Source organism: Nonlabens tegetincola (genome assembly GCF_002954355.1).
In the GTDB taxonomy this organism is placed as follows: domain Bacteria; phylum Bacteroidota; class Bacteroidia; order Flavobacteriales; family Flavobacteriaceae; genus Nonlabens; species Nonlabens tegetincola.
The window spans coordinates 450,194-472,885 of the sequence record NZ_MQVV01000012.1 but is presented as its reverse complement, the minus strand read 5'-3'; the positions used below and the strand labels follow the sequence as shown (position 1 = coordinate 472,885).

General features: G+C 34.4%; 25 protein-coding genes. 14 read left to right on the top strand and 11 right to left on the bottom strand.

The features are described 5' to 3' along the window. The first annotated feature begins 56 nt into the window (after positions 1 to 56). Complete coding sequence (locus BST93_RS06045) at positions 57 to 1,343, top strand: replication-associated recombination protein A (protein WP_105018579.1); 1,287 nt, start codon at positions 57 to 59, stop codon at positions 1,341 to 1,343. On the opposite strand, the gene BST93_RS06040 is transcribed toward BST93_RS06045, so the two are convergent. The 7 genes from BST93_RS06040 to BST93_RS06010 form a co-directional block, all read right to left on the bottom strand. Then, complete coding sequence (locus BST93_RS06040) at positions 1,328 to 2,023, bottom strand: YjjG family noncanonical pyrimidine nucleotidase (RefSeq protein ID WP_105018464.1); 696 nt, start codon at positions 2,021 to 2,023, stop codon at positions 1,328 to 1,330. The genes BST93_RS06045 and BST93_RS06040 overlap by 16 nt on opposite strands. Beyond that, positions 2,013 to 3,020: a DUF7033 domain-containing protein gene (locus BST93_RS06035; protein ID WP_373420734.1), complete on the bottom strand. Its 1,008-nt coding sequence runs from the start codon at positions 3,018 to 3,020 to the stop codon at positions 2,013 to 2,015. Before BST93_RS06035 ends, BST93_RS06040 begins: the two co-directional genes overlap by 11 nt. 11 nt (positions 3,021 to 3,031) lie before the next feature. Next, complete coding sequence (locus tag BST93_RS06030; protein ID WP_105018462.1) at positions 3,032 to 3,301, bottom strand: DUF7033 domain-containing protein; 270 nt, start codon at positions 3,299 to 3,301, stop codon at positions 3,032 to 3,034. Then, a complete protein-coding gene (gene radC / locus BST93_RS06025) occupies positions 3,298 to 3,996 on the bottom strand; it encodes a RadC family protein (RefSeq protein ID WP_105018461.1) in 699 nt (232 codons plus the stop codon). Before radC ends, BST93_RS06030 begins: the two co-directional genes overlap by 4 nt. A gap of 15 nt (positions 3,997 to 4,011) precedes the next feature. Then, on the bottom strand, positions 4,012 to 4,773 hold the full coding sequence (yaaA, locus tag BST93_RS06020; protein WP_105018460.1) for a peroxide stress protein YaaA: 762 nt from the start codon (positions 4,771 to 4,773) through the stop codon (positions 4,012 to 4,014). Positions 4,774 to 4,931: 158 nt separating this feature from the next. Next, the gene (locus BST93_RS06015; RefSeq protein WP_105018459.1) at positions 4,932 to 5,954 is read right to left on the bottom strand and encodes an RluA family pseudouridine synthase; all 1,023 of its coding nucleotides are present in this window, start codon (positions 5,952 to 5,954) and stop codon (positions 4,932 to 4,934) included. 5 nt (positions 5,955 to 5,959) lie between these two features. Further along, a complete protein-coding gene (locus tag BST93_RS06010; RefSeq protein WP_060523017.1) occupies positions 5,960 to 6,538 on the bottom strand; it encodes a PASTA domain-containing protein in 579 nt (192 codons plus the stop codon). A gap of 108 nt (positions 6,539 to 6,646) precedes the next feature. On the opposite strand from BST93_RS06010, the gene BST93_RS06005 reads away from it, so the two are divergent. Genes BST93_RS06005 through BST93_RS05990 form a run of 4 tightly spaced genes read left to right on the top strand, consistent with a single transcriptional unit; the run spans position 6,647 to position 10,635 of the window. Next, positions 6,647 to 7,618 (top strand): D-alanine--D-alanine ligase, encoded by a 972-nt coding sequence (locus BST93_RS06005; protein WP_105018458.1) that lies wholly within the window; start codon positions 6,647 to 6,649, stop codon positions 7,616 to 7,618. Between the two features lie 4 nt (positions 7,619 to 7,622). After that, positions 7,623 to 8,075 carry a pantetheine-phosphate adenylyltransferase gene (gene coaD / locus BST93_RS06000; RefSeq protein WP_042278861.1) on the top strand — a complete coding sequence of 151 codons (453 nt, stop codon included), beginning with the start codon at positions 7,623 to 7,625 and terminating at the stop codon, positions 8,073 to 8,075. Then, entirely contained in the window at positions 8,072 to 9,805 is a 1,734-nt protein-coding gene (locus BST93_RS05995) for a M14 family metallopeptidase (RefSeq protein ID WP_105018457.1), read from the top strand. The genes coaD and BST93_RS05995 overlap by 4 nt, the downstream gene beginning before the upstream one ends. Beyond that, the gene (locus BST93_RS05990; RefSeq protein ID WP_105018456.1) at positions 9,802 to 10,635 is read left to right on the top strand and encodes a hypothetical protein; all 834 of its coding nucleotides are present in this window, start codon (positions 9,802 to 9,804) and stop codon (positions 10,633 to 10,635) included. The genes BST93_RS05995 and BST93_RS05990 overlap by 4 nt, the downstream gene beginning before the upstream one ends. Here the strand turns inward: BST93_RS05990 and BST93_RS05985 are convergent. Beyond that, positions 10,632 to 11,243 carry an NUDIX hydrolase gene (locus BST93_RS05985; protein ID WP_181072556.1) on the bottom strand — a complete coding sequence of 204 codons (612 nt, stop codon included), beginning with the start codon at positions 11,241 to 11,243 and terminating at the stop codon, positions 10,632 to 10,634. The two genes, BST93_RS05990 and BST93_RS05985, sit on opposite strands and share 4 nt — an antisense overlap. A gap of 7 nt (positions 11,244 to 11,250) precedes the next feature. Between BST93_RS05985 and pyrE the strand changes: the two genes are divergently transcribed. Both pyrE and BST93_RS05975 read left to right on the top strand, forming a co-directional pair. Beyond that, on the top strand, positions 11,251 to 11,892 hold the full coding sequence (pyrE, locus tag BST93_RS05980) for an orotate phosphoribosyltransferase (RefSeq protein ID WP_105018454.1): 642 nt from the start codon (positions 11,251 to 11,253) through the stop codon (positions 11,890 to 11,892). Positions 11,893 to 11,895: 3 nt separating this feature from the next. Further along, positions 11,896 to 12,282: an SRPBCC family protein gene (locus tag BST93_RS05975; protein ID WP_060523021.1), complete on the top strand. Its 387-nt coding sequence runs from the start codon at positions 11,896 to 11,898 to the stop codon at positions 12,280 to 12,282. Here BST93_RS05975 and BST93_RS05970 read toward each other — a convergent pair. Beyond that, on the bottom strand, positions 12,279 to 12,989 hold the full coding sequence (locus tag BST93_RS05970; protein WP_105018453.1) for a biotin--[acetyl-CoA-carboxylase] ligase: 711 nt from the start codon (positions 12,987 to 12,989) through the stop codon (positions 12,279 to 12,281). The genes BST93_RS05975 and BST93_RS05970 overlap by 4 nt on opposite strands. 85 nt (positions 12,990 to 13,074) lie before the next feature. On the opposite strand from BST93_RS05970, the gene rsfS reads away from it, so the two are divergent. The 6 genes from rsfS to BST93_RS05940 all read left to right on the top strand — a co-directional run bounded on the left by rsfS (position 13,075) and on the right by BST93_RS05940 (position 17,920). Then, positions 13,075 to 13,446 carry a ribosome silencing factor gene (rsfS, locus tag BST93_RS05965; RefSeq protein ID WP_105018452.1) on the top strand — a complete coding sequence of 124 codons (372 nt, stop codon included), beginning with the start codon at positions 13,075 to 13,077 and terminating at the stop codon, positions 13,444 to 13,446. A gap of 17 nt (positions 13,447 to 13,463) precedes the next feature. Next, on the top strand, positions 13,464 to 15,482 hold the full coding sequence (gene ftsH, locus BST93_RS05960; RefSeq protein ID WP_258150487.1) for an ATP-dependent zinc metalloprotease FtsH: 2,019 nt from the start codon (positions 13,464 to 13,466) through the stop codon (positions 15,480 to 15,482). Positions 15,483 to 15,543: 61 nt separating this feature from the next. Further along, on the top strand, positions 15,544 to 16,161 hold the full coding sequence (locus BST93_RS05955) for an LUD domain-containing protein (protein ID WP_105018451.1): 618 nt from the start codon (positions 15,544 to 15,546) through the stop codon (positions 16,159 to 16,161). Further along, complete coding sequence (locus BST93_RS05950) at positions 16,161 to 17,003, top strand: phosphatidate cytidylyltransferase (RefSeq protein WP_105018450.1); 843 nt, start codon at positions 16,161 to 16,163, stop codon at positions 17,001 to 17,003. The genes BST93_RS05955 and BST93_RS05950 overlap by 1 nt, the downstream gene beginning before the upstream one ends. Continuing rightward, positions 16,993 to 17,646: a phosphatidylserine decarboxylase family protein gene (locus BST93_RS05945; RefSeq protein WP_105018449.1), complete on the top strand. Its 654-nt coding sequence runs from the start codon at positions 16,993 to 16,995 to the stop codon at positions 17,644 to 17,646. The genes BST93_RS05950 and BST93_RS05945 overlap by 11 nt, the downstream gene beginning before the upstream one ends. Continuing rightward, entirely contained in the window at positions 17,615 to 17,920 is a 306-nt protein-coding gene (locus BST93_RS05940) for an acyl-CoA-binding protein (RefSeq protein ID WP_105018448.1), read from the top strand. The genes BST93_RS05945 and BST93_RS05940 overlap by 32 nt, the downstream gene beginning before the upstream one ends. Positions 17,921 to 18,149: 229 nt before the next feature. Here BST93_RS05940 and BST93_RS05935 read toward each other — a convergent pair whose 3' ends face one another. Further along, positions 18,150 to 20,780 carry a valine--tRNA ligase gene (locus BST93_RS05935; protein WP_105018447.1) on the bottom strand — a complete coding sequence of 877 codons (2,631 nt, stop codon included), beginning with the start codon at positions 20,778 to 20,780 and terminating at the stop codon, positions 18,150 to 18,152. A 113-nt stretch (positions 20,781 to 20,893) separates the two neighbouring features. Here BST93_RS05935 and BST93_RS05930 point away from each other — a divergent pair, with 113 nt between their 5' ends. After that, the gene (locus BST93_RS05930; RefSeq protein ID WP_105018446.1) at positions 20,894 to 21,286 is read left to right on the top strand and encodes a DUF1573 domain-containing protein; all 393 of its coding nucleotides are present in this window, start codon (positions 20,894 to 20,896) and stop codon (positions 21,284 to 21,286) included. Between the two features lie 12 nt (positions 21,287 to 21,298). Here BST93_RS05930 and BST93_RS05925 read toward each other — a convergent pair whose 3' ends face one another. Further along, positions 21,299 to 22,615, bottom strand: coding sequence for an aspartyl protease family protein (locus BST93_RS05925; RefSeq protein WP_105018445.1), 1,317 nt, complete (start codon positions 22,613 to 22,615; stop codon positions 21,299 to 21,301). Positions 22,616 to 22,692 lie beyond the last annotated feature (77 nt).

The following is a 22,692-nucleotide window of genomic DNA, read 5'->3' as shown; positions in this document are numbered from 1 at the left end:
ACAAAATATCAATGTTTAAGCCACAAAGGGCTGTCATGTCAATATAACTTATGTCAATAAATACGCCACTAGCTGAACGCCTAAGACCGCAAAATCTGGATGATTACATAAGTCAAAATCATCTTGTAGGCGAGCATGGAAGTCTTACCCGTCATATTAAAAACGGAACAGTACCATCGTTGATTTTTTGGGGTCCACCTGGAACAGGTAAAACCACACTTGCTCAAATTATTGCTCAAGAAAGCAAGCGACCTTTTTTCACTTTAAGTGCGATAAATAGTGGTGTAAAAGATATAAGAGAAGTAATTAATAAAGCGAAAACATCAGGAGGACTGTTTACACAAAAGAATCCAATTTTGTTCATTGATGAAATTCATCGCTTCAGTAAATCACAACAAGATTCACTTCTCGGTGCAGTGGAAAAGGGATGGGTAACCCTTATAGGTGCGACGACCGAAAATCCAAGCTTTGAGGTTATACCTGCCTTGTTATCTAGATGTCAGGTTTACGTTTTGAACGCTTTCGCGAAAGCGGAATTACACCAACTACTCCATCACGCTATACAAAAAGATGATATTTTAAAAAACTTATCCATTGAATTGATAGAAAGTGACGCACTGTTGAGGATAAGCGGTGGTGATGCAAGAAAATTATTAAACACATTTGAATTAGTTGTCTTATCCCAACCCGAAGGTGTAATTAGGGTTACCAATGAAATGGTTCTTGAGCAGGTTAAGTCAAATCCGGCACGTTACGATAAAACAGGTGAGCAACATTATGATATTATAAGTGCGTTTATAAAATCGATAAGAGGATCAGATCCTAATGCAGCAGTCTACTGGCTAGCCAGAATGATAGAAGGCGGAGAAGACGTTAAGTTTATTGCTAGACGACTTATCATACTTGCTAGTGAAGATATAGGAAATGCAAATCCTACTGCCTTAATCATGGCTAATAATACTTTTCAAGCGGTAAGTACTGTAGGAATGCCAGAGTCCAGAATTATACTAAGTCAATGTGCGATCTATCTCGCCACCTCGTTAAAAAGTAATGCTAGTTACCTGGCAATAGGTAATGCACAAAAATTGGTACGAGAGACTGGTGATTTACCTGTACCCTTAGGATTACGTAACGCTCCAACAACTTTAATGAAAGATTTAGGGTATGGAGACGATTATAAGTATGCCCATGATTATCCTGGTAATTTTGCATTTTACGATTTTTTACCTAAAGAAATAAGCGCTACCAAACTTTATGAACCCGGTAACAATTCAAGAGAGCAAGCTCAGAGAGACTTTTTAAAAAGAAGATGGAAGGATCACTATCCTTATTCCGATAAATAAGTGAATATATCTAATAAACTCTCTACATAAGGTTGATCGTGCGCAGTTTGCTCATTTGTAGTTTTAAACCAAATACTATCCATCCCTATATTTTGAGCTCCTTCTATATCGGCAAGTAAGCTGTCCCCTATCATTACACTTTCTTCAACGCGAGCACCTGATTTTTGAAGAGCTATTTCAAATATTTTGGGATCAGGTTTTTTAACGCCTGCTTCATCGGCTGTTAAGATTACATCAAAGTATTTAGACAAACCTGATTTATTGATCTTATTATGCTGTACGTCAAAAAATCCATTAGTAATTAAATGTAATTTAAACTTTGGTTTCAACTGATCTAATAACTGAATACATCCAGGAAACAAATGATTGTTATTAGGTAAATAAGCGATGTACATATCAGCAAATTTGTTGATTTGTTCTGTAGTCGTCGGGTAATTACAAGCATCAAAAGCGGTTTTAAGACGTTGAAATCTGAGTTCTTCCTTAGTAATTAGGTTTTCTCTGAATTTTCGCCAAAACTCAAGATTCAACGGTTCATAAACCTTTATGAATACATCAAGATCTAATGAAATTTTCTCTTCTTGAAATATTTGTTGATAGGCTAGTTTGCTATTCAAATCAAAATCCCATAAGGTGTGATCTAAATCAAAGAAAATGTGCTTTTTACCTTTAAATACCATTGATATCTTTTAAAAATGTATAACTGTGATTGCCTAATTCTCTGTCGAAATGATCATAATTCATAACAACATTTAAGTGACCATTTACAGCTTTAATTTGATGAACTATTTGTTTGAGCGCTATTCGTTGACTAGCTAGCATTTTATCTACCAATGACGAATAATGAATAGCAACTGGATGTACAAGGACTGGTGTTTGAATTTCATAATCCAGATCATAAAAATAAAAGGGTAATGATGTACCTGCTCTAAAACCTACAACGTTTTCAAAGCACATACTATAATCATTTACCTTACCTAAGCCCGAAATATTTCTATAAAAATGAGGCACTTCCAATTTACTCTTGTTTACTCTTACGAATTTTAAGATACGATGGGTGTTTTTTTCAAACCTCGTAGCTTGTAAAATTGCCTGTTCTTCGCTTGAATTAATTCTCCCGAGAACACCTATATCAGAATAATCTGCAGCATGTTTTATCGCTATTTTATAAGTATGGTTTCTATAAGATACTCCAGGATTATCACGAGTAATATTACCTAGGTTGAATAAAAACAACGATTTACTTTCAGTTTGATTAGTCGATGTAAAAATTTTTAATAAATCATCTAGATTATCAAAGGGATCCTTTTTAAATCTAAGTAGCACTGAAAAGAACCATATGAGCTTGTAGATACTGAACTTTTTAACATATGAAATAAACATCTCCCATTTTGTAATCCAACTACGACTGCGGTATTTAAAATAAATAGGAGTATCAATTACTGTTACTTGCTTATATTCATTAGCCAAATCAATAGTAAAATCAAATTTTTCTTCGAGAACAGTTTTAAATTTAAATACCCATAATTCAATTATAGGTAGTTTTAAAAAATCGTTTTGATAAGCAACAGAGTCTTGTGCTTTAAATCTACCCAACTCATCCTTCATCTGTGGTAGATATTCTTCATAACGAGAAAGTAAATAGAATACTGCACTAAATAAATCAAAGGGTACTATCGACTCATAATCTAGCGATTGAAAAAAACTGGTAACTCATCCCAATAACTTATTTCAACCTCATGCAGATCAATACCTACTTCATCTAACAAGCCTTCGGCATAGATACTCATTTCCTGACCTATGGTCTTTTGAGTGTAGCTAAATTTAGGTCCAGAATACCCTACAAATTCATTAAGTTCTGTGGTGAATTTATATTCTACCTCTAGAATTCTTTTAAACACGTGGCGAAAAACGTATTCTTTCCTACTTGTAATATTTGAACAATAAATCAAGATCATAGAATCCCTTCATCTGCAAAGCTATAATAAGCGCTTTGAGTAATAATTAAATGATCAAAAACCTTAATATCTAAAACTTTACCAGCTTCAATAAGTTTGGTCGTTATGTTTTTGTCCTGGTGGCTAGGCTGTAGTTTACCGCTAGGGTGATTGTGCGCCAAAATCATAGCCACACAACCACTTTCTATAGCTTTTTTATAAACAATCCTAGTATCAACCATCGTCCCAGTTATACCACCTACACTTATTTGAGAAGATTCAATCACTTGATTACTATTATTAAGATACAATACCCAAAATTCTTCATGAGGCAACTCACCCAATCTAGGTTGTAAAATTTTAAAAGCATCTAGACTAGAGGTTATTTTTGGTTTAGTAACTGGCATTTCCATGGCACGACGTCTTCCTAATTCCATTGCCGCAGCAATGGTTATCGCTTTGGCTTCTCCTATACCCTTATACTTAATTAATTCTTTGATTGATTTCTTTCCTAAGGTATCTAGCGAATTACCCGAATCATTCACCATGATACGGCTTAATTCCACAGCGCTCATTTTACGAGTACCACTACCTATCAAAATGGCAATTAATTCTGCTATTGAAAGTGATGAACTGCCGCTTTTAAGAAGTTTCTCACGAGGACGATCGTCTAGTGACCAATCCTTAATTGAAAAATGCTCTTTTTCATCTTGCATGCAGCAATATAAAAATTACCTTACAAATACAGGTTCATTTTCTTTTTTTGTTTCTTCTGCCGAAAATGAATAACCATCTGTGGCAAAGGAAAGAATAGCCTCTTTGCCCCTATTTTCAGTAGTAATTAAATGTCTAGCCATAGCACCTCGAGCTTTTTTTGCAAAAAAGGAGATTACTTTAAGCTTACCATTTTTATAATCCTTGAATACAGGTGAGATCAATTTACCAGTAAGGGCTTTTTTATTAATAACCTTGAAATACTCATTACTTGCGAGGTTTACTACTAATTCATCCTCGGTCATTTCCTCATTAAGCGCTGGGGTTACAACATCTTTCCAATATTGATAAAGATTGTCGTTACCACCTATTGACCATTTGGTGCCCATTTCTAATCGATAAGGCTGCATAAGATCTAGAGGTCTTAGGTAACCATACAGTCCAGATAAAATTCTAATCGATTTTTGGGCTTTTTTTATTTGACTTTCTGATAGCGTGTAGGCATCTAGGCCGGTATAAACATCTCCATCAAAAGCATATATAGCCTGCTTTGAGTTTTCTTGATTAAAATCTATTGTAAACTCTTGATTGCGATCGTAGTTCAAATCGGCAAGTTTATCAGAAATACTCATCAACTCACTCAGCTTTTTCCTTGATAGTTTTTTTAAACCTTTATTCAATTGTACAGCCTGATCTTTAAACAAGGGTGTAGTAAACTCAGTTACAACTGGTTTTGTTTCATAATTTAGAGACTTTGCAGGAGACAATAGAATTTTCATATCAATATTTTAATGATTCAAAAATAAATATCCTTCTTCTCAATTATAGGATACCGATGCCTAAATCTATCGATGATTTAATAAGAAATTTTGATACTGAATAACCAGATAGTATTTTGTAACTACGCTTTCGCGAAAGCGAAACTTAAACCTACTAATCAATCATTACTAGCATGTGTAGCATATACTCGCCATTTTTCAATACAAGCTTGCATATCGTCTGGTACCGGACATGAAAAACTAAGCCACTGACCAGTTGTTGGGTGCTCAAATCCTAAAGTGCGCGCATGTAAGGCCTGTCTAGGCAGGACCTTAAAGCAATTATCTACAAACTGTTTGTATTTTGTAAAACTTGTACCCTTGAGTATTTTATCACCACCGTAGCGTTCATCATTGAATAAGGTGTGCCCTATATGTTTCATGTGCACGCGAATTTGATGGGTACGTCCCGTTTCTAACCGGCAACTTATAACGCTTACATATCCTAAATCCTCAATCACTTTATAATGGGTAACGGCAGGTTTACCTTTATAGGATTCTTCTCCAGACCAAACTGTATTCTGCAATCTATTCTTGGGATGTCTACCTATATTACCTTCAACTGTTCCACTTGTTTCTTCAAAACTGCCCCATGTAATTGCAATGTATTCTCGTTCACTCGTTTTATTTGCAAATTGAGCAGATAGATGTGCCATGGCATGTTCCGTTTTGGCAATTACTAGCAATCCGCTAGTATCCTTATCTATTCTATGAACCAGGCCAGGACGATCACTAGAATTGTTAGGTAAGTTTTCAAAATGATAAATCAAAGCATTTATCAAGGTACCAGAGTAATTACCATGTCCTGGATGTACAACCATTCCTGCTGGTTTATTCACCACTACGACATCATCGTCTTCATGAATTATATCGAGATCGATATCTTCAGCAACCAGTAATTGTTCATAGGTAGGATGCTGCATTAACACACGTACAGTATCACCTGATTTTACCTTATAGTTAGCTTTTACTACTTGATCATTTACAAATACGCCACCTTCTTTAATGTATTGTTGAATTTTACTACGAGTAGCGTTTTCAATACGATTAATTAAGAATTTATCTACTCGCAAGGGTTCTTGCCCTGGGCTTGCGGTAAATGAATGATGTTCATGTAGATTTTGGGAAGATTCCTGTGTCATAGTACTTATTTAGAATCTTCAGGTGTGGTGACTGGTCGTTTTCCATCAGCCAGCACTAGATCAATAACACTTGTTTTACGTAATTGTGTTCCAGATTCTAGGACCTCACCTTTATACCTCATTTCAAGCACAGTGTCCTCTGCATAGTTAGGTTTATAAGTAATTTCACCAATTTCAAATCCTAAACTTTGTAAGGTAGGTATAGCTTGTCTTTTAGTCTTGTAAATTACATTAGGAACGGTAACCATACCGTATCCACTAGGATTCACTTTGAGATAAATCTGTCTATTTTCCTTAACAAATTTTCCTGCTTTAGGATTTTGCTCAATGATTGTTCTAGGAGGAAACTCTGGATTGAAACCAGAGCTATCTATAACCTTACTTCTTAAATCCAATTCTTCTAACTCTGTATTTGCCTGACTCAAGGTTAGTTTTTCAAGGCTAGGCACCTCAATACGTTGATCATGATTTGTATACCAATCTAGCCAATATAAATATCCTAGACATAAAACAAAAACAAGAACAACTGCCAGAACAACTTGTATCCAGAAGGTTTTAGTAAACATAAACCTGAAAAAATTCATACTTGAAAAATTAAGTAGTATTATGCACCAAAGATACATAATCGATTCCCTTATTTAAACGACATCTTTTTTAACTTTGTTGTTTACGCTCAGGGCGAAAACAGAACTATGAAAAACATTGCCGTACTCATGGGTGGCTATTCCAGTGAGAAAGACATCTCGATGAAGAGTGGAAAGGTAATTTCCAAATATTTAAACAAAGATCTTTACCAGGTCTATGAAATTGTAATATCAGAACAGTCATGGAGCTACACCAGTGCAGATGGTGAGGTCCATGAGATTGATAAAAATGATTTTTCAATTACCATTAATGACAATAAAGTAATATTTGATTGTTGCTACAATACCATTCACGGTACTCCTGGTGAGAATGGACTGTTACAAGCCTACTTAGAATTAATAGGCTTGCCGCAAACCTCTTGTGACAGTTACCAAAGTGCAATTACCTTTAATAAAAGGGACTGCATTGCAGTGTTGAAACCATGGGGAATAACTACTGCACAAAGTGTTTATTTAAATCAGTCTCAAGAGGTCGATGTAAATCTAATAGTTGATCGAGTGGGATTGCCTTGTTTTGTTAAAGCAAATCGCAGTGGTAGTAGTTATGGTGTTTCAAAAGTTTATCAAATCGAACAGTTACCAGCTGCACTTGATGTAGCATTTGCGGTAGATAACGAGATTATTATTGAGTCCTTTCTAGATGGCATTGAAGTTTCTGTAGGTGTTTATAAAAAAGATGGTACTATCATCGCTTTACCACCTACTGAAATTGTAAGTGAAAATGATTTTTTTGATTATGAAGCCAAATATCAAGGAAAATCCCAAGAAATTACGCCTGCAAGAATTAGTGAACGTATGACAGTTGCTGTTCAAGAATTAAGTAAAAGAATCTATGAATTACTTAATTGTAAAGGTATAGCACGTGCCGACTTTATATTTCATCAAGGAACACCTCATTTCATTGAAATAAATACCAATCCCGGTATGAGTGAGGAAAGTATAGTTCCTAAACAAGTAGAAGCTTCTAATCAATCCTTAACTGATTTTTTAACCGATATCATTGAGGAAACCTTAAATTAGCCCTATGAGAAGAGCCGTTTTTCCGGGTAGTTTTGACCCAATAACCCTAGGACACTATGATATAATTGAAAGAGGTTTAGGCCTTTTTGATGAAATCATAATCGCAATTGGTGTTAATGCAGATAAAAAGTACATGTTCAGTTTAGAAGAACGTAAAAGGTTTATAGAGGAAGCCTTTAAGGATCAACCACAAATAAAGGTAATGACGTATTCTGGACTAACCATTGAATTTTGTAAACAACAACAAGCTCAATTCATTCTTAGAGGATTACGTAACCCAGCCGACTTTGAATTTGAAAAAGCAATTGCCCATACAAATCGCAAGCTTTCCGAAATAGAAACCGTATTCCTACTTACCTCTTCTGGTAAAAGTTATATTTCATCATCAATAGTACGCGACGTAATTCGTAATAATGGAGACTACACAGGACTAGTCCCTACAACTGTAAGAATATGAGAAACCTGTTAATCTATTTTGCTTTCATCTTTGTTGTTACATCATGTGATAATAAAAAAACCACTAACAACAATCCAATAGATTGGGAAACTCCATTTGAAAAAGGTAATGGGAATCAAACTGCTACCTATCATGAAGTTATTTCATATTACGAAAAATTAGCAAACCACTACTCCTCTATTTCTATAAAGGAATATGGTAAAACAGATAGTGGTTTACCCTTACACCTTATCTCGTTCAAGTCGAACACTCAATCCAATGAGGAACCAGTAAAAATACTAGTAAATAATGGTATTCATCCAGGTGAAAGTGATGGAATTGACGCCAGTATGATGCTATTAAGAGATCTAGCTAACGAAAAATTGTCCATTGAATACCCAATTGAACTGCATGTAATAGCAGTTTATAATGTAGGTGGTTCTTTAAATAGAAATACGAGTTCAAGAACCAATCAAAATGGGCCAGAAAGTTATGGATTTAGAGGTAATGCTCGTAATTATGATTTAAACAGAGATTTTATTAAAACCGATACAAGAAATGCAGTCACATTTCAAGAAATCTATCATACTGTAAATCCTGATTTCTTCATTGATAATCATGTGAGTAATGGTGCAGACTATCAATACGTTCTTACTCATTTGATCACACAACACAACAGATCAACCTCAAACCTTGCTAACTATATTGAAAACTCGTTTAGGCCAGAGCTTGAGCAAAAATTAAATGAAGAAAACTGGCCCATTACACCCTACGTGAGCGTTTGGGGCACTACCCCTGATAAGGGTTTTTCTCAATTCCTTGATGAACCTAGATATTCTACCGGATACACTTCATTATGGAACACGGTAGGACTTATGGTAGAAACTCACATGCTCAAACCTTATAAGGACCGAGTTGAAGGAACCAAAATACTAATGGAAAAAGTGCTAGAAATAGCACAATCAAGAGCTACTGAGGTAAAAGAATTGAGAAAAGATGCTTTTGCTACTTTAAAAACAGGAGATTCATACGCACTCACCTACAAACTAGATAGAACTAAAAATGATAGTATAGAGTTTTTAGGCTATGAAGGTGAATACATAACTAGTAAAGTCACTGGACTGGAACAACTCACCTATAACCGAAACAAACCTTTTAAAAAAATGGTTCCTTATTACAATACTTATAAAGGAACCGACAGTATCATAATCCCGTCATATTATGTAATCCCTTCGGGCTATTGGAATATCATAGAAAAATTAGATCACAACCAAATAGATTACTTTACTTTAAAAAAGGATTCAACAATTCTTGCTCAAGAATATCGAATTGAAAACTACAATACCGCGCGCAATGCCTATGAAGGACATTATCCTCATAGCAATGTATCTGTTAGTAGTAAAGAATATGAAGTACGCTTTCGCGAAAGCGATATCATCATACCTACTAATCAACCAGGAATTAAATATCTTGTTGAAACTCTAGAACCACAAGCAAGTGATAGCTTTTTTAAGTGGAATTACTTTGACACTATACTCCAACAAAAGGAAGGTTTTTCTAGCTATGTTTTTGACGCCAGCGCAGAAAAACTATTAGAACAAAATCCATATATTAGGATTGAATTTGATAGTTTAAAACAAGCCAATCCGAATTTTAAAAATAATGCAGCTGCACAACTGTCTTGGTTACATAAACGCAGTCCTAATTACGAAAAAGCTCATTTAACCTATCCAATTTACAGAATTCTATGAAAAAAATTATAGCACTAGCAACCATCAGTTTGATTGTCTTAAGTTGTAACTCCGACAAGAAAAACAATTCAGAAAATCTAGACCCAATACCTAGTGATTTTGAACGAGGTCAAGTAATTGAAAACAACACAGATGGCGTATGGAGTAATCAAGTAGATTGTGATGGAGCTGTTTATAAATTTGAAATTCCAAAATTTTCAGGAACTCAAACTAAATCATTATATCAACCTATCTCCAATTTAATTGGCAAGGATTTGAGTGCTACTACCTATCCAAAAGATGCCACAATGGAAGAGGTTTTTGACATTTTTGCCAATGAACGCAGCATGAATCTTTGTCTCAATAAAGATCGCGGTACAAGTATGATAAAGATTGATCATGTATCTGAAAATACAGATTTTATTTCTTACAGCATTGTTTATAAGAGAGAAGGAGAATTTGGAAGAATACTGCGCACTTTTTCAAAACCTAATTATAAAGAAATCAAACTAAATGATATGGTAAGCACTAAAAAGTTCCCTGATGTGCGCACTATTCTACAAGTTAATTTACAACAAGAAACAGCAAATCTCATTTTAGGATTACCAAAGGACATGCAGGCGACCTATGGAGATTATGCTAGAAATACGGCCTTTACTTTTACCGATGAAGAACTTAAAAATGCACCTGTTGCATTCAAAGTTGATCAAGATAAAAATGTTTTCTTACAAACTACTTTTAAAGTGGACTTACCAGATACTTTTAAAGAACTTAATAATCAGGTATTAATTACAATACCTGTTGATCAACTAAGCTATTACATGGATTTTGAGAAGGTAATAAAAGGTTAGTGACGCTTCGTCACTAACATGTTATCAGGAAAAAGCTCTCTTATATTAGCATAGGAATTCATAAGAGCTACTTGCGCCATTTCTTTGTCTAACCATACCGCTTTTTCTATTCCTTCCTTTTTTTGAGGCTTAAGCTTCTTGTCTGAGTCTGTTTGCATAAGGTACCAGTGAGTAAGCTTAAGCTTTATTTTTGATTTCCAAGAATAAATGTGATAAGTACGACCTAGATAATCATTGAGTTTCAAATTTTTCACTTTAGTTTCTTCTTGAACCTCTCGAATAGCACAATCTTCAATGGTTTCTCCTTTATCAATTTTACCTTTAGGAAGATCCCATTTGTCATTACGATAAATAAATAAATATTGATTAAGCGAATTGAGAACAAGTCCACCACCGGCAACTACCACAGGAAGTTTTTTATGCAGCCTTTTGAGAATTTTGTTGGGATTCTTGCTATACAACAACACTTTAGTAAGCTCACCAGCTTCAATACGCTTGATGATTTTTTTAAGATTTACAGTTCTTAATTTAAAGACTGTGTAATCTGGAAAATTGTCTTTGTTTGAAGTGACTAAAATAGGCACTTCTTTGACAAAAACTTTATACATTTGCTCCATGGTCAGAGATAAAAATGTTGCTGCAAAAACAGCAGAATTATTATTGCAAATTAAAGCAATAAAATTGCAACCACAAGAACCTTTTACATGGGCCAGTGGATGGAAATCACCTATTTATTGCGACAACCGCATAACTCTTTCATATCCAGAGGTTAGAAACTATTTAAAAGATCAATTATCAGATCTTGTTAAGAAAATGTATGGTACACCAGACGTTATCGCCGGAGTTGCTACAGGTGCCATAGGTATCGGTATGTTAGTGGCACACGCGCTAGACGTTCCTTTTATCTACGTACGACCAGAGCCTAAAAAACATGGTAGAAAAAACCAAATTGAAGGACATTTAAAGGCTGGTCAAAATGTGGTTGTAATTGAAGACCTTATAAGTACTGGTAAAAGCAGTTTAAATGCTGTAAAAGCTTTAAAAGAATCTGGGGCAAATGTCAAAGGAATGCTTGCACTTTTTTCATATGGCTTTACTTTTGCTGTAGAAAATTTCAAAGAACAGGATCTAGAACTTACCACCTTAAGTGATTATAATCATTTAATTGAAAAGGCAGTAAGTGCTGGATTGTTTAATGATGAAGAAAAAGAATTACTAAAAAGCTGGAGAGAGAACCCTAGCCAGTGGAATAATTAAGCTATGAATTTAGAAAGCCGTAAAGTAACAACTCAAAAGAATCCAGAAGAATTGTACACGTTTTTAACAAACGTTGCTAATTTCAAGGAGCTCATGCCCGATGATACAAAGTTTGAATTAAGAGGTGATGATAGTTTTCTCTTTGGACTTAAAGGAATGCCAGAAATAAAGCTTCAACTTAAAGAGCAAACCCCTTATTCTAAAGTTGTTTTAGGCTCAGCAAGTGATAAGTTTGATTTTAGTCTAATCTGTGATATTGAAGATAAAGAAGCTGGTAGTGAGGCTCAATTATTTTTTACAGGAGATTTTAATCCTATGATGGCTATGATGATTAAAGGCCCTATCAAGAAATTTTTGGAGCAACTAGCCAAAGGACTAGAACAATTCTAGCAAAACCATTTAAGTTCTTTTAAGTCTGCTGTGAGGTATTGACTATCAGTAGTCATTAACTCCAACAAACCGTTCTCAGTTACACCGATAATGGTTGCTGTAATAGGCCTATCAAGGTATTCAAAATTGAGAGTCCTACCCAGTTTATATAAGTGACTGTTGTAGTCATTTATAAACTCCTTAATTTCATAATTTGAAACATTCAAATATTGAACAAAGCTAAATAGTAACTCATCTAGGTTGAACTGTTTACCCGTTATTAATTTAAGTGAGATCGCTTTCAGGGAATCGGGAAACTCCTCCTGGTTAACATTAAGACCTATACCAACGATTGCATGGCTAAGTGAACTACCAGAATAGACGGTTTCAATGAGAATTCCTGCTAGTTTATGATTTACTGCCAGAATGTCGTTCGGCCATTTAATATCTGCCTTTATGCCAAGATGGTTTTTAAGCCACGATACTAAACTTACGGTTATCCATTTATTAATTTGAAATGGTGTAAGACGCACCTTTGAATTATCAAGTAAAAAACTGAAAGTTAGGTTTTTACCAGGCTCAGAGTGCCATTTTGCTCCATGCTGCCCTTTGCCTGCCGACTGTTTGTAAGCAACAACAGTAGTAAGGTGAGTGAGTTCGCTTTCGCGAAAGCGAGACCTCAATTCATCATTTGTAGAGGTAGTGGCATATAATTTGACAATGTTCAAATCTAGAATTTAATTGTAGTTTAATGAATAAAGTGCAATTCTAGAACAAAAAAGAAATAAATTTGTACTTAACAAAAAGTTTTTAATGACTAAAACAGCAGTACCTACAGATACATTAATAAGCCAAATAATTGCCGGAATAGAAGATGTCAAAGGAAATGACATTACTATAATGGACCTAAGGGATTTAGAAAATACCGTAACTAGTTACTTCATTATTTGCAACGGTAACTCCAATACTCAAGTTAACGCTATCGTTAACTCTATTCAGAAGAAAGTAAGTAAAGAATTGCAAGAAAAAGCCTGGCATGTAGAAGGTACAGATCAAGGTGAATGGGTACTTATTGACTATGTTGATGTAGTTGTTCACGTTTTTCAGAAACCTATTAGAGAATATTACGACCTAGAAGGATTATGGGGTGATGCAAAAATCACAGTTATTGAAAGTACTTACTAAAATTGAAGAAGAAAAACATGTCTGATAAAAAAGCACCTAATAAAGATCCACGTAAACCTTTAATGAATTCAGGTAAACCAAAATTCAGCATTTGGTGGATTATTATTCCTTTGGGATTATTATTTTTTGGATACAGTCTATTTACTGACCAATTATACTCACCAAAAGAAATATCTATACAAGACTTCTATACTTACCTAAAAGACGGTGATGTAAAAAAGGTTGTTATTGTAGGTAACAGAAGAAAAGCTAACATTTTTCTTACTGATGAAGCAAAAAAAGAAGACCAGCATAAAGATGCTAAACGAGGTAGTGAGGTAGGATCAAATATTCCTATACCACAATATGTTGCAAATTATGGTTCACAAGAAAAGTTTGAAGAAAAGTTTTCTGAGATAAAGGAACAGAATAATCTGGATACTGAATATACTTTTGATCCAGAAGAGGAAGGGTTTTTAAGTTACGTAGGCACTTTCCTACCCTTTATTATAATTCTTGCGATTTGGATTTTTATCATGCGTAGGATGAGTGCTGGAGCTGGTGGTGGCGCTGGTGGCCAAATTTTTAATATTGGTAAATCAAAAGCAAAGCTTTTTGACCAAAAAACTGATATTAAAACAACTTTTAAAGATGTTGCAGGATTAGAAGGTGCTAAAGAAGAAGTTCAAGAAATCGTAGATTTTCTTAAAAATCCAGAAAAATATACTTCCCTAGGTGGTAAAATTCCTAAAGGAGCCCTTTTGATAGGATCGCCTGGTACAGGTAAAACATTACTTGCTAAAGCGGTAGCTGGTGAAGCAAAAGTTCCTTTCTTCTCATTAAGTGGATCAGACTTTGTAGAAATGTTTGTAGGTGTAGGTGCAAGTAGAGTACGTGATCTCTTTAAACAAGCTAAAGAAAAATCACCATCTATTATTTTTATTGATGAGATTGATGCTATCGGTCGTGCAAGAGGTAAATCTAATTTTTCTGGATCAAACGACGAGCGTGAAAATACACTTAATCAATTATTGACAGAAATGGATGGTTTTGGCACCAATACAAATGTAATTGTGCTTGCTGCAACCAACCGTGGTGACATACTTGATAAAGCATTGATGAGAGCAGGTAGATTTGATCGTCAAATTTATGTAGACCTACCAGATGTAAGAGAACGTGAACAAATTTTTGAAGTTCACTTAAGACCGCTTAAGAAAGTAGATGAAGAACTAGACACTTCATTTCTTGCAAAACAAACACCTGGATTCTCTGGAGCCGATATTGCCAATGTTTGTAACGAGGCAGCACTTATCGCTGCGAGAAAAGGTAAAAAGGCAGTAACTAGACAAGACTTTTTAGATGCGGTAGACCGTATTGTAGGTGGACTTGAAAAGAAGAATAAGTTAATCACACCTAGTGAGAAAAAGACAATTGCTTATCATGAAGCTGGTCACGCAACTGTAAGCTGGATGACTGAGCATGCAGCGCCATTAGTTAAGGTTACCATTGTTCCTCGTGGACAATCTCTAGGAGCAGCATGGTATTTACCTGAAGAAAGACAAATTGTAAGACCAGAACAGATGCTTGACGAGATGTGTGCAACTATGGGTGGTCGTGCAGCAGAAAAAGTGATTTTCAATAAAATCTCAACGGGAGCTTTAAGTGATTTAGAAAAAGTCACTAAACAAGCTAAGGCTATGGTGACTATTTACGGTCTTAATGATAAAATAGGTAATATCACCTATTATGACAGCAGTGGCCAACAAGAATATTCTATGACCAAACCTTATAGTGAGGAAACAGCTGTAATTATTGATAAAGAAATATCAAAAATTATTGAGGAGCAGTATCAACGTGCTATTCAAATCTTGACAGACAATCAAGATAAATTAACTGAACTGGCAGAATTACTTTTAGAAAAAGAAGTGATTTTCAAGGATGACTTGGAACGCATATTTGGTAAAAGACCTTTTATTAAGGAAAAACCGATTGCATTAAAGTCAGCTATAAGCGGTGCTCAAACTGATGCTGCTACAAGCAAGGATGAAGAAGAATAGTTTGTATGCTTTTAGTTAAAAAAGTATATTTACATCAACCCTAAATCCTTTTGCTTATAGAATGGGCATATTCGGCAAGTTTTTTAAAAAATCAACAGAAAGCGATGAATCAAAGAGCACTGATAATGAGCGCTCTAAATACATGCCTGAAAAAAAACTGCCTTTAGACGAACAATTTTTTCATCATTTTATCCAACAAGGAGGAAGATTGCTCTACTCGGTAAGTGAAGAAGAAATTCAAGCAAACTTTGAAGATATTTTAGTTGAACATGATTTTTTTGAAAAGGATGTTTTTTGTCACGATAAGCAATTACAACAAAGATTTCCTAATTTCAACTTGAATTTTGAGGGTAGTAATCGCTCCAGTAGTTTCTTTTTGACCACTTGTGAATATCTAATAAGTGACAAAGGAGCTTTATTATTTTCTTCAAATCAAATTAAGGAATGTAAATTACCTGAATTACCTAACACCTTTGTTGTCCTAGCAAGCACAAGTCAGATCGTAGAAAATATAGGTGAAGGTTTGAGAGGCATTAAACACCGTAGTAAAACATACATCCCTACTAACATTACTACTCTTAAAAACTTTAAAGATGGCGATGGCAAAGAGAGTAAGGATATTGAAACTTATGGAGCACCTAATAAAAGACTCTATCTTTTATTATTAGAAGATTTATAATGAGAGAATTATTAGTTCGTTCTATTTCGGGAATTGTATACGTTTCCCTAGTGGTATTAAGCGCCCTATATTCACGAGATGTGTTTATAGGTTTATTTTGTTTGTTTGCCTTTTTTTGCTTGATAGAGCTTATGCCAATGATAAGGCTAAAGCAATGGTTAATATATCCCGTACTACCTGCCGCTTACCTTTTACTGGTAAGGTATAATGTGTGGCCCGATCCTTTGGACGATTATTATCTTTATGTGATATATGCATTATTAGCTGGAACACTAGCAGTAAATCTATACCTTATTAGAGACTTAATACTTACAGATCGTATTCCCCTTTTCAATTCAAAAAAACACTTTATTGCGTTATTATATTTGATTGGATCAAGTTTATTCTTAGCATTAATACCAGATGTTTTAGAAAGCTACAAACCAGAATTAATAATTGGTCTATTTACAATCATATGGTCCAATGACAGCTTTGCCTATTTATTTGGTAAAAACTTTGGTAAGCATAAATTAATGCAACGCATCTCACCTAAAAAAACCGTGGAAGGATTTGTAGGTGGGTTGGTTATGGCAATGCTTACAGGTGTTGGTCTATTCTTTTATTTACAAAATATAGGAATAACAGATTACACCATATACCATTGGATAATTATAGCTTTTGTAGTTGCGTTTTTTGGAACACTGGGTGATTTAATTCAATCTAAATTTAAAAGACAGGCACAAATAAAAGACAGTGGTAGTATCATGCCAGGTCATGGTGGTATCTTTGACCGCATGGATAGTATTATCTTTGCAGCACCATTTGCTTATCTTACATTCTTAATTATTAATTATGTTTCATAAAGAGGGATCAAAAATTATTCTGATATCTGTTTTAATAACAGGAGCCTTAAATTTAGGTGTTTCCTATTTCAATCCTCCACATTGGATTACAGTAGCTGTAGGGATATTATCGATTGTTTTTTTAATTCTAATTCTGCAATTTTTTAGAAACCCAAAGAGATCTACACCAATAAGCGAAACCAATATAATATCACCTGTTGATGGTAAAGTAGTTGTAATCGAGAAAGTACAGGAGAATGAATATTTTAAGGAAGAACGTTTAATGATAAGCGTTTTTATGTCTCCTATCAATGTTCATGTAACTCGGTATCCAATTGGAGGCTCCATTGCTTATAGCAAATACCATCCAGGAAAATACTTGGTGGCATGGCACCCAAAAGCTAGTGAGGAAAATGAACGCACAACTGTTGTTATCAATCATAAAAATAAATTGCAAGTAATGTATAGACAAATAGCAGGTGCACTTGCAAAACGCATTGTTAATTACGCCAAAGAAGGTGAACAAGCTATTCAAGGTGATGATAGCGGTTTTATTAAATTTGGCTCTAGAGTAGACGTATATCTACCCATAGACACAGAAGTTAAAGTATCACTTAATCAAAAAGTAAAAGGTGGAATTACCACATTGGCTAAATTCTCTTAAAGGTAAGGAATTGGATAAGTACTTTGAATCAGCTTTTCACAAAGCGAGTTCTGAGGAACAGTCCGAAGTTCCTCTTGCTACTCAATTACATCTTTATGCATACTACAAAAGAGCTATAGATGAGCCTTATGTAAGTAATCGATCCTTTGAATTAAATGATTTGCGACAAGGCTTCAAAATGAATGCTTTAATTCAAGTTCAAAATATATCTAAAAGCGAGGCTAAAAGAAGGTATATAAAAATCGTTGAAGATCTATACCCTAAACCTTGGTAAACACAAGTGATTCAACACCAAAGAATCACTATATAACTACTATTTTTTCTTTAGAATATATATTGCCAGCGCAGCTACACAAACTACAATGGCGATAAAAATTATAGCAATGGTAGAGATTACATTCATCGTTTCAATAATTTTTTAAGCAACCAGATAGTTAGCAGCACACATAAAGCTACCACTATCAGGCTGCCTAGTAATATTAAAAATATATTACCCGTACTCATTATTTTAGAGCTACAATACTAGCATTAATAGTATCAATTTTTGCAAGAGCATCTGCTTCTTTTTTACGTTCAAGCTCGACTACTTTTTCAGGAGCTCCGGCAATGAATCGTTCATTAGACAATTTCTTTTGAACACCTAATAAGAATCCCTGCGCACGCTTTAATTCAGCCTCTAATTTCTCTAACTCTGCAGCGGTATCAATGTTCCCTGATAAAGGTATGAAGTATTCATTTGATTTAACCCTATAACTAGCTGCTCCAGATAATTGATCAGTTACCTGCATAATTGAATCAACATTACCCATTTTCATGATGAGATCATTATAATCTGCAGATAAACCTTCATTATTTATAACACTTAAAGAGATTTCATTTTTAAATGAAATTTGCTTTTCCTTACGCACCGTTCTTATACCAGATATGATGTCTTTAACCATCTCAAAATCCACAAGTAATTTATCATCTGGTTTTACAGTGGTAGGCCATGTGTTAATACATAATGCATCTTCAACTTTGCGCTCAGTAATACTTTGCCAGATCTCCTCACTTATAAAAGGAGTAAATGGATGAATTAATCGCAAATTATTTTCAAACAACTCTATAACCTGCTTATAGGTTAAAGCGTCAATAGGTTGACCGTATTCTGGTTTAATAATTTCCAACAGCCATCCACAAAAATCATCCCAAATTAATTTGTAGGAGCTCATTAAAACATCACTAATTCTATATTTTGAATAGTGATCCTCAACCTCATCTAATACTTGCGCAAACCTAGATTGGAACCACTGGATTCCTTGTTTAGCATAAGAAGGTTGTTCTATTTTTGTATCAATTTCCCAACCTTTTATTAGTCTAAATGCATTCCACATTTTATTTACGAAACCTTTTCCTTGCTGGCATAAGCTTTCATCAAACATAAGGTCATTACCTGCAGCACTGCTTAATAAAAGTCCTACTCTTACACCATCAGCACCAAACTCTTCAATTAATTTAAGCGCATCAGGTGAATTCCCTAATGACTTAGACATTTTACGTCGTTGCTTATCCCTTACAAGTCCAGTTAAATAAACCTTATCAAACGGTTTCTCATCCTTATACTCATATCCAGCTACAATCATACGTGCCACCCAAAAGAAAAGAATATCTGGACCTGTCACAAGATCTCGCGTAGGATAATAATAGTTGATCTCTTTATTTTCAGGTTCTAGAATCCCGTTAAAAACGGATATAGGCCACAGCCAACTGGAAAACCAAGTATCAAGAACATCATTATCCTGTCTTAAATCCTGTTCTTGTAGATTGTTATTATTAGTTCGCTTTCGCGAAAGCGTAAGAGCATCCTCTATACTCTCAGCTACTACAAAATCCTCTTTTCCATCTCCATAGTAATAAGCAGGAATACGTTGTCCCCACATCAACTGACGAGATATATTCCAATCTCTAACGTTCTCCATCCAGTGGAAATACGTAGCCTTAAACTTAGCTGGTAACAATTCTACAATATCTTCTCTTACAGCCTTAATTGCAGGTTGAGCTAGTTCTTCCATTTTTAAGAACCATTGATCAGACAATCTAGGTTCTATAACTGCTTTGGTTCGTTCACTAGTACCTACCTTATGAATATGGTTTTCCTTTTTGACAAGGTAATTTTTCTCTTCTAATTCTTTTGCAATCAACTTGCGCACTTCAAATCTATCCTTACCTTGATAGTGCAAACCATAACTATTAAGGCTACCATCTTCATTGAAAATATCAATGATTTCTAGATCGTGTTTTTCCCCTAACTTATAGTCATTTTCATCGTGTGCAGGAGTTATTTTTAAACATCCTGTACCAAACTCCATATCTACATACTCATCAGCAATAATTGGTATTTCTCGATTAACAATAGGAACTATAACTGTTTTACCTATCAAATTTTGATACCTTTCATCTTCAGGATGAACACATATTGCCGTATCACCCAGGATTGTTTCGGGTCTGGTTGTTGCGATGATCACCTTATCATCACTATCCTTTAGGTTATAAGCTAGATGATAGAGATGTCCATTTCTTTCTTCATAAATAACTTCTTCATCGCTTAAGGTAGTTTTAGCTTGCGGATCCCAATTTACCATACGATATCCACGATAAATTTTACCTTTATTAAAAAGGTCCACAAATACTTTTATCACACTAGCTGACATGTCGTCATCCATGGTAAATTTTGTGCGAGACCAATCGCAACTAGCTCCTAATTTTTTAAGCTGTTCAAGGATTATCCCACCATATTCATGAGTCCAATCCCAAGCATGTTCAAGGAATTCCTCTCGTGTAAGGTCATTTTTATCAATACCTTGCTCTTTAAGCTTCTTCACCACCTTGGCCTCGGTTGCAATACTAGCATGATCAGTTCCTGGAACCCAGCAGGCATTATATCCTTTTAACCTAGCTCTTCTAATAAGAACATCCTGAATCGTATTATTAAGCATGTGCCCCATATGTAGAACTCCAGTAACATTAGGCGGCGGAATTACTATGGTATAACTTTCTCTATCATCTGGAACAGATTTGAAGAAGTCGTTTTCCATCCAGTAGTCGTACCACTTTTGCTCTGCTTTTTGAGAATCATATTTTGTTGCAAGGGACATGTTTGGCTTGATTTTTGAAATTTCTTCGACAAAAGTACTATTAACTTAAATTATATCTGGCATTAACTGCTATTTTAAATGAGTTAGTTTACCTTTAAAATCTAAAAAAGTAAATGATGAAAAATCTTATACTACTGGTAGCATTTTTAAGCTTTACCCAAATGGGTGTTGCTCAAAAACCTTCTACCCTAGACCCTATGACAACTGTGGAGTTTGAAACTACTACAATTGACTATGGTGAGATTAAAAAAGATAGTGATGGTGTGAGAACTTTTAAGTTTAAAAACACAGGCGAACATCCTCTAAAAATTTATCAAATCTATTCCTCATGTAGGTGCGATATTTTGGAACAGCCCGAAAAGCCAATTGCACCTGGAGAAACTGGTGTAATTAAAGTCAAGTATGATACCAAAAAAATTGGGCCTATCGTAAAAACGCTAACCGTAATTACTAATATAAAAGAAAAACAAGTTGCTTTGCGACTGAAGGGACGCGTGATTGAATAATTAGCTTATCAACTAATCTATTAAAGGTATAAGTTTAAACTTATACCTTTTTTGTTTGCCATTTCTTTTTATTGTAATCCTAATAGTTGAATGTGGATTAGTGTAAAAAAAGTCATTTACCTCATTCAAAGTTAAATAGGGGAAAGATCTTCCATTTATTTTGACAATTTGATCTCCTACTTGCAAGCCTGCCTTTTCTGCTTCGCTATTTACTCTGATTTGATCAATGTAAATACCTGGTATTTGAACAATGTCATATTCGGGTTTATCTAGTTGAATTAACTGCGCATCCACCTCATTACCATAACCATTTTCCGCCTTGCTTTCATAACTATAGAAAATCTCACGTTTTCCTAATTTTGCTGTAATACCTGACATATTGTAATAGAATCCGTCACGATATTTCCTAGTGTTCTGTAGGTAAATTGTATTGTTTCTGTAATCTAAAATTAAGAAAAACCTCTTAAGCACCTCTGCGCCAATACTAGACAGCAAGTTTTTAGAATTCAATAATTTTGACTCTTTAATATCTGGAAATGATGAAGTAATTCTTTGCAAATTGAAGCTCCCGAAATTTAGTTGATCTAACTTAGTCCTGTAACCACTTATTTCCCCATTAAGACCAAAACCTAAAAAGTCGTAAAAATTCTTTTCTGGAATTTTAAATTGCTGTGGTCGTTTATTAATCCATAAAGCGTCGTTACTTCCGGTATCTATTAAAACATCGGCATTATAGGAATTATCAGCTTCAACTATTTCACTCTTTATATAAGGTTTACCACTTGAGAGTTGTATGGGAATAGAATCATAACGCCTTAAACCTCTTAAATACTTTATGTCCTGAGTTAATGTTATATAGTTTTTTTCGTAATCTATTTTAACTACCGCATTTTTAAAAAAACTAGCACCTATTACCCCATTAATTTCCACTCCTATAAAATTGAAAAGGGATAATTGCTCTTCTGCTAGTATAAAAATTCTTGCTTGCTCGTTAACATAATCTCCTAATTTTAAAACATTATTATCACTTACATACGCATTCACTCCATTCCTATTTCCATAACCCTTAAGTTTAAATTGTTTTCCTTTCTTTATTTCAAGGGAATCAATACCATTAAGATTATAAATAATATTTTTGGAGGCTCCAGTATCTAACATAAAGTTGAGCTTGGTGCCATTTAATTCTATGGGAACTATGATTAATCCACCAGAATTATCAAATTCAACAAAAATTTTCTTTTGGTTGTTTTTAAAAGTAAAATAATCTTGTTGAGCAATCATCAACAAGGGTTGGATGAAAACTATAAAAAACAAAATTTTCTTAACCATATATTATAAAGATAAGCAATCGAATTGTTTTAGTACATAACAGCCGTAAACCTTACTTTTGTATCTCAAAAAAGAAA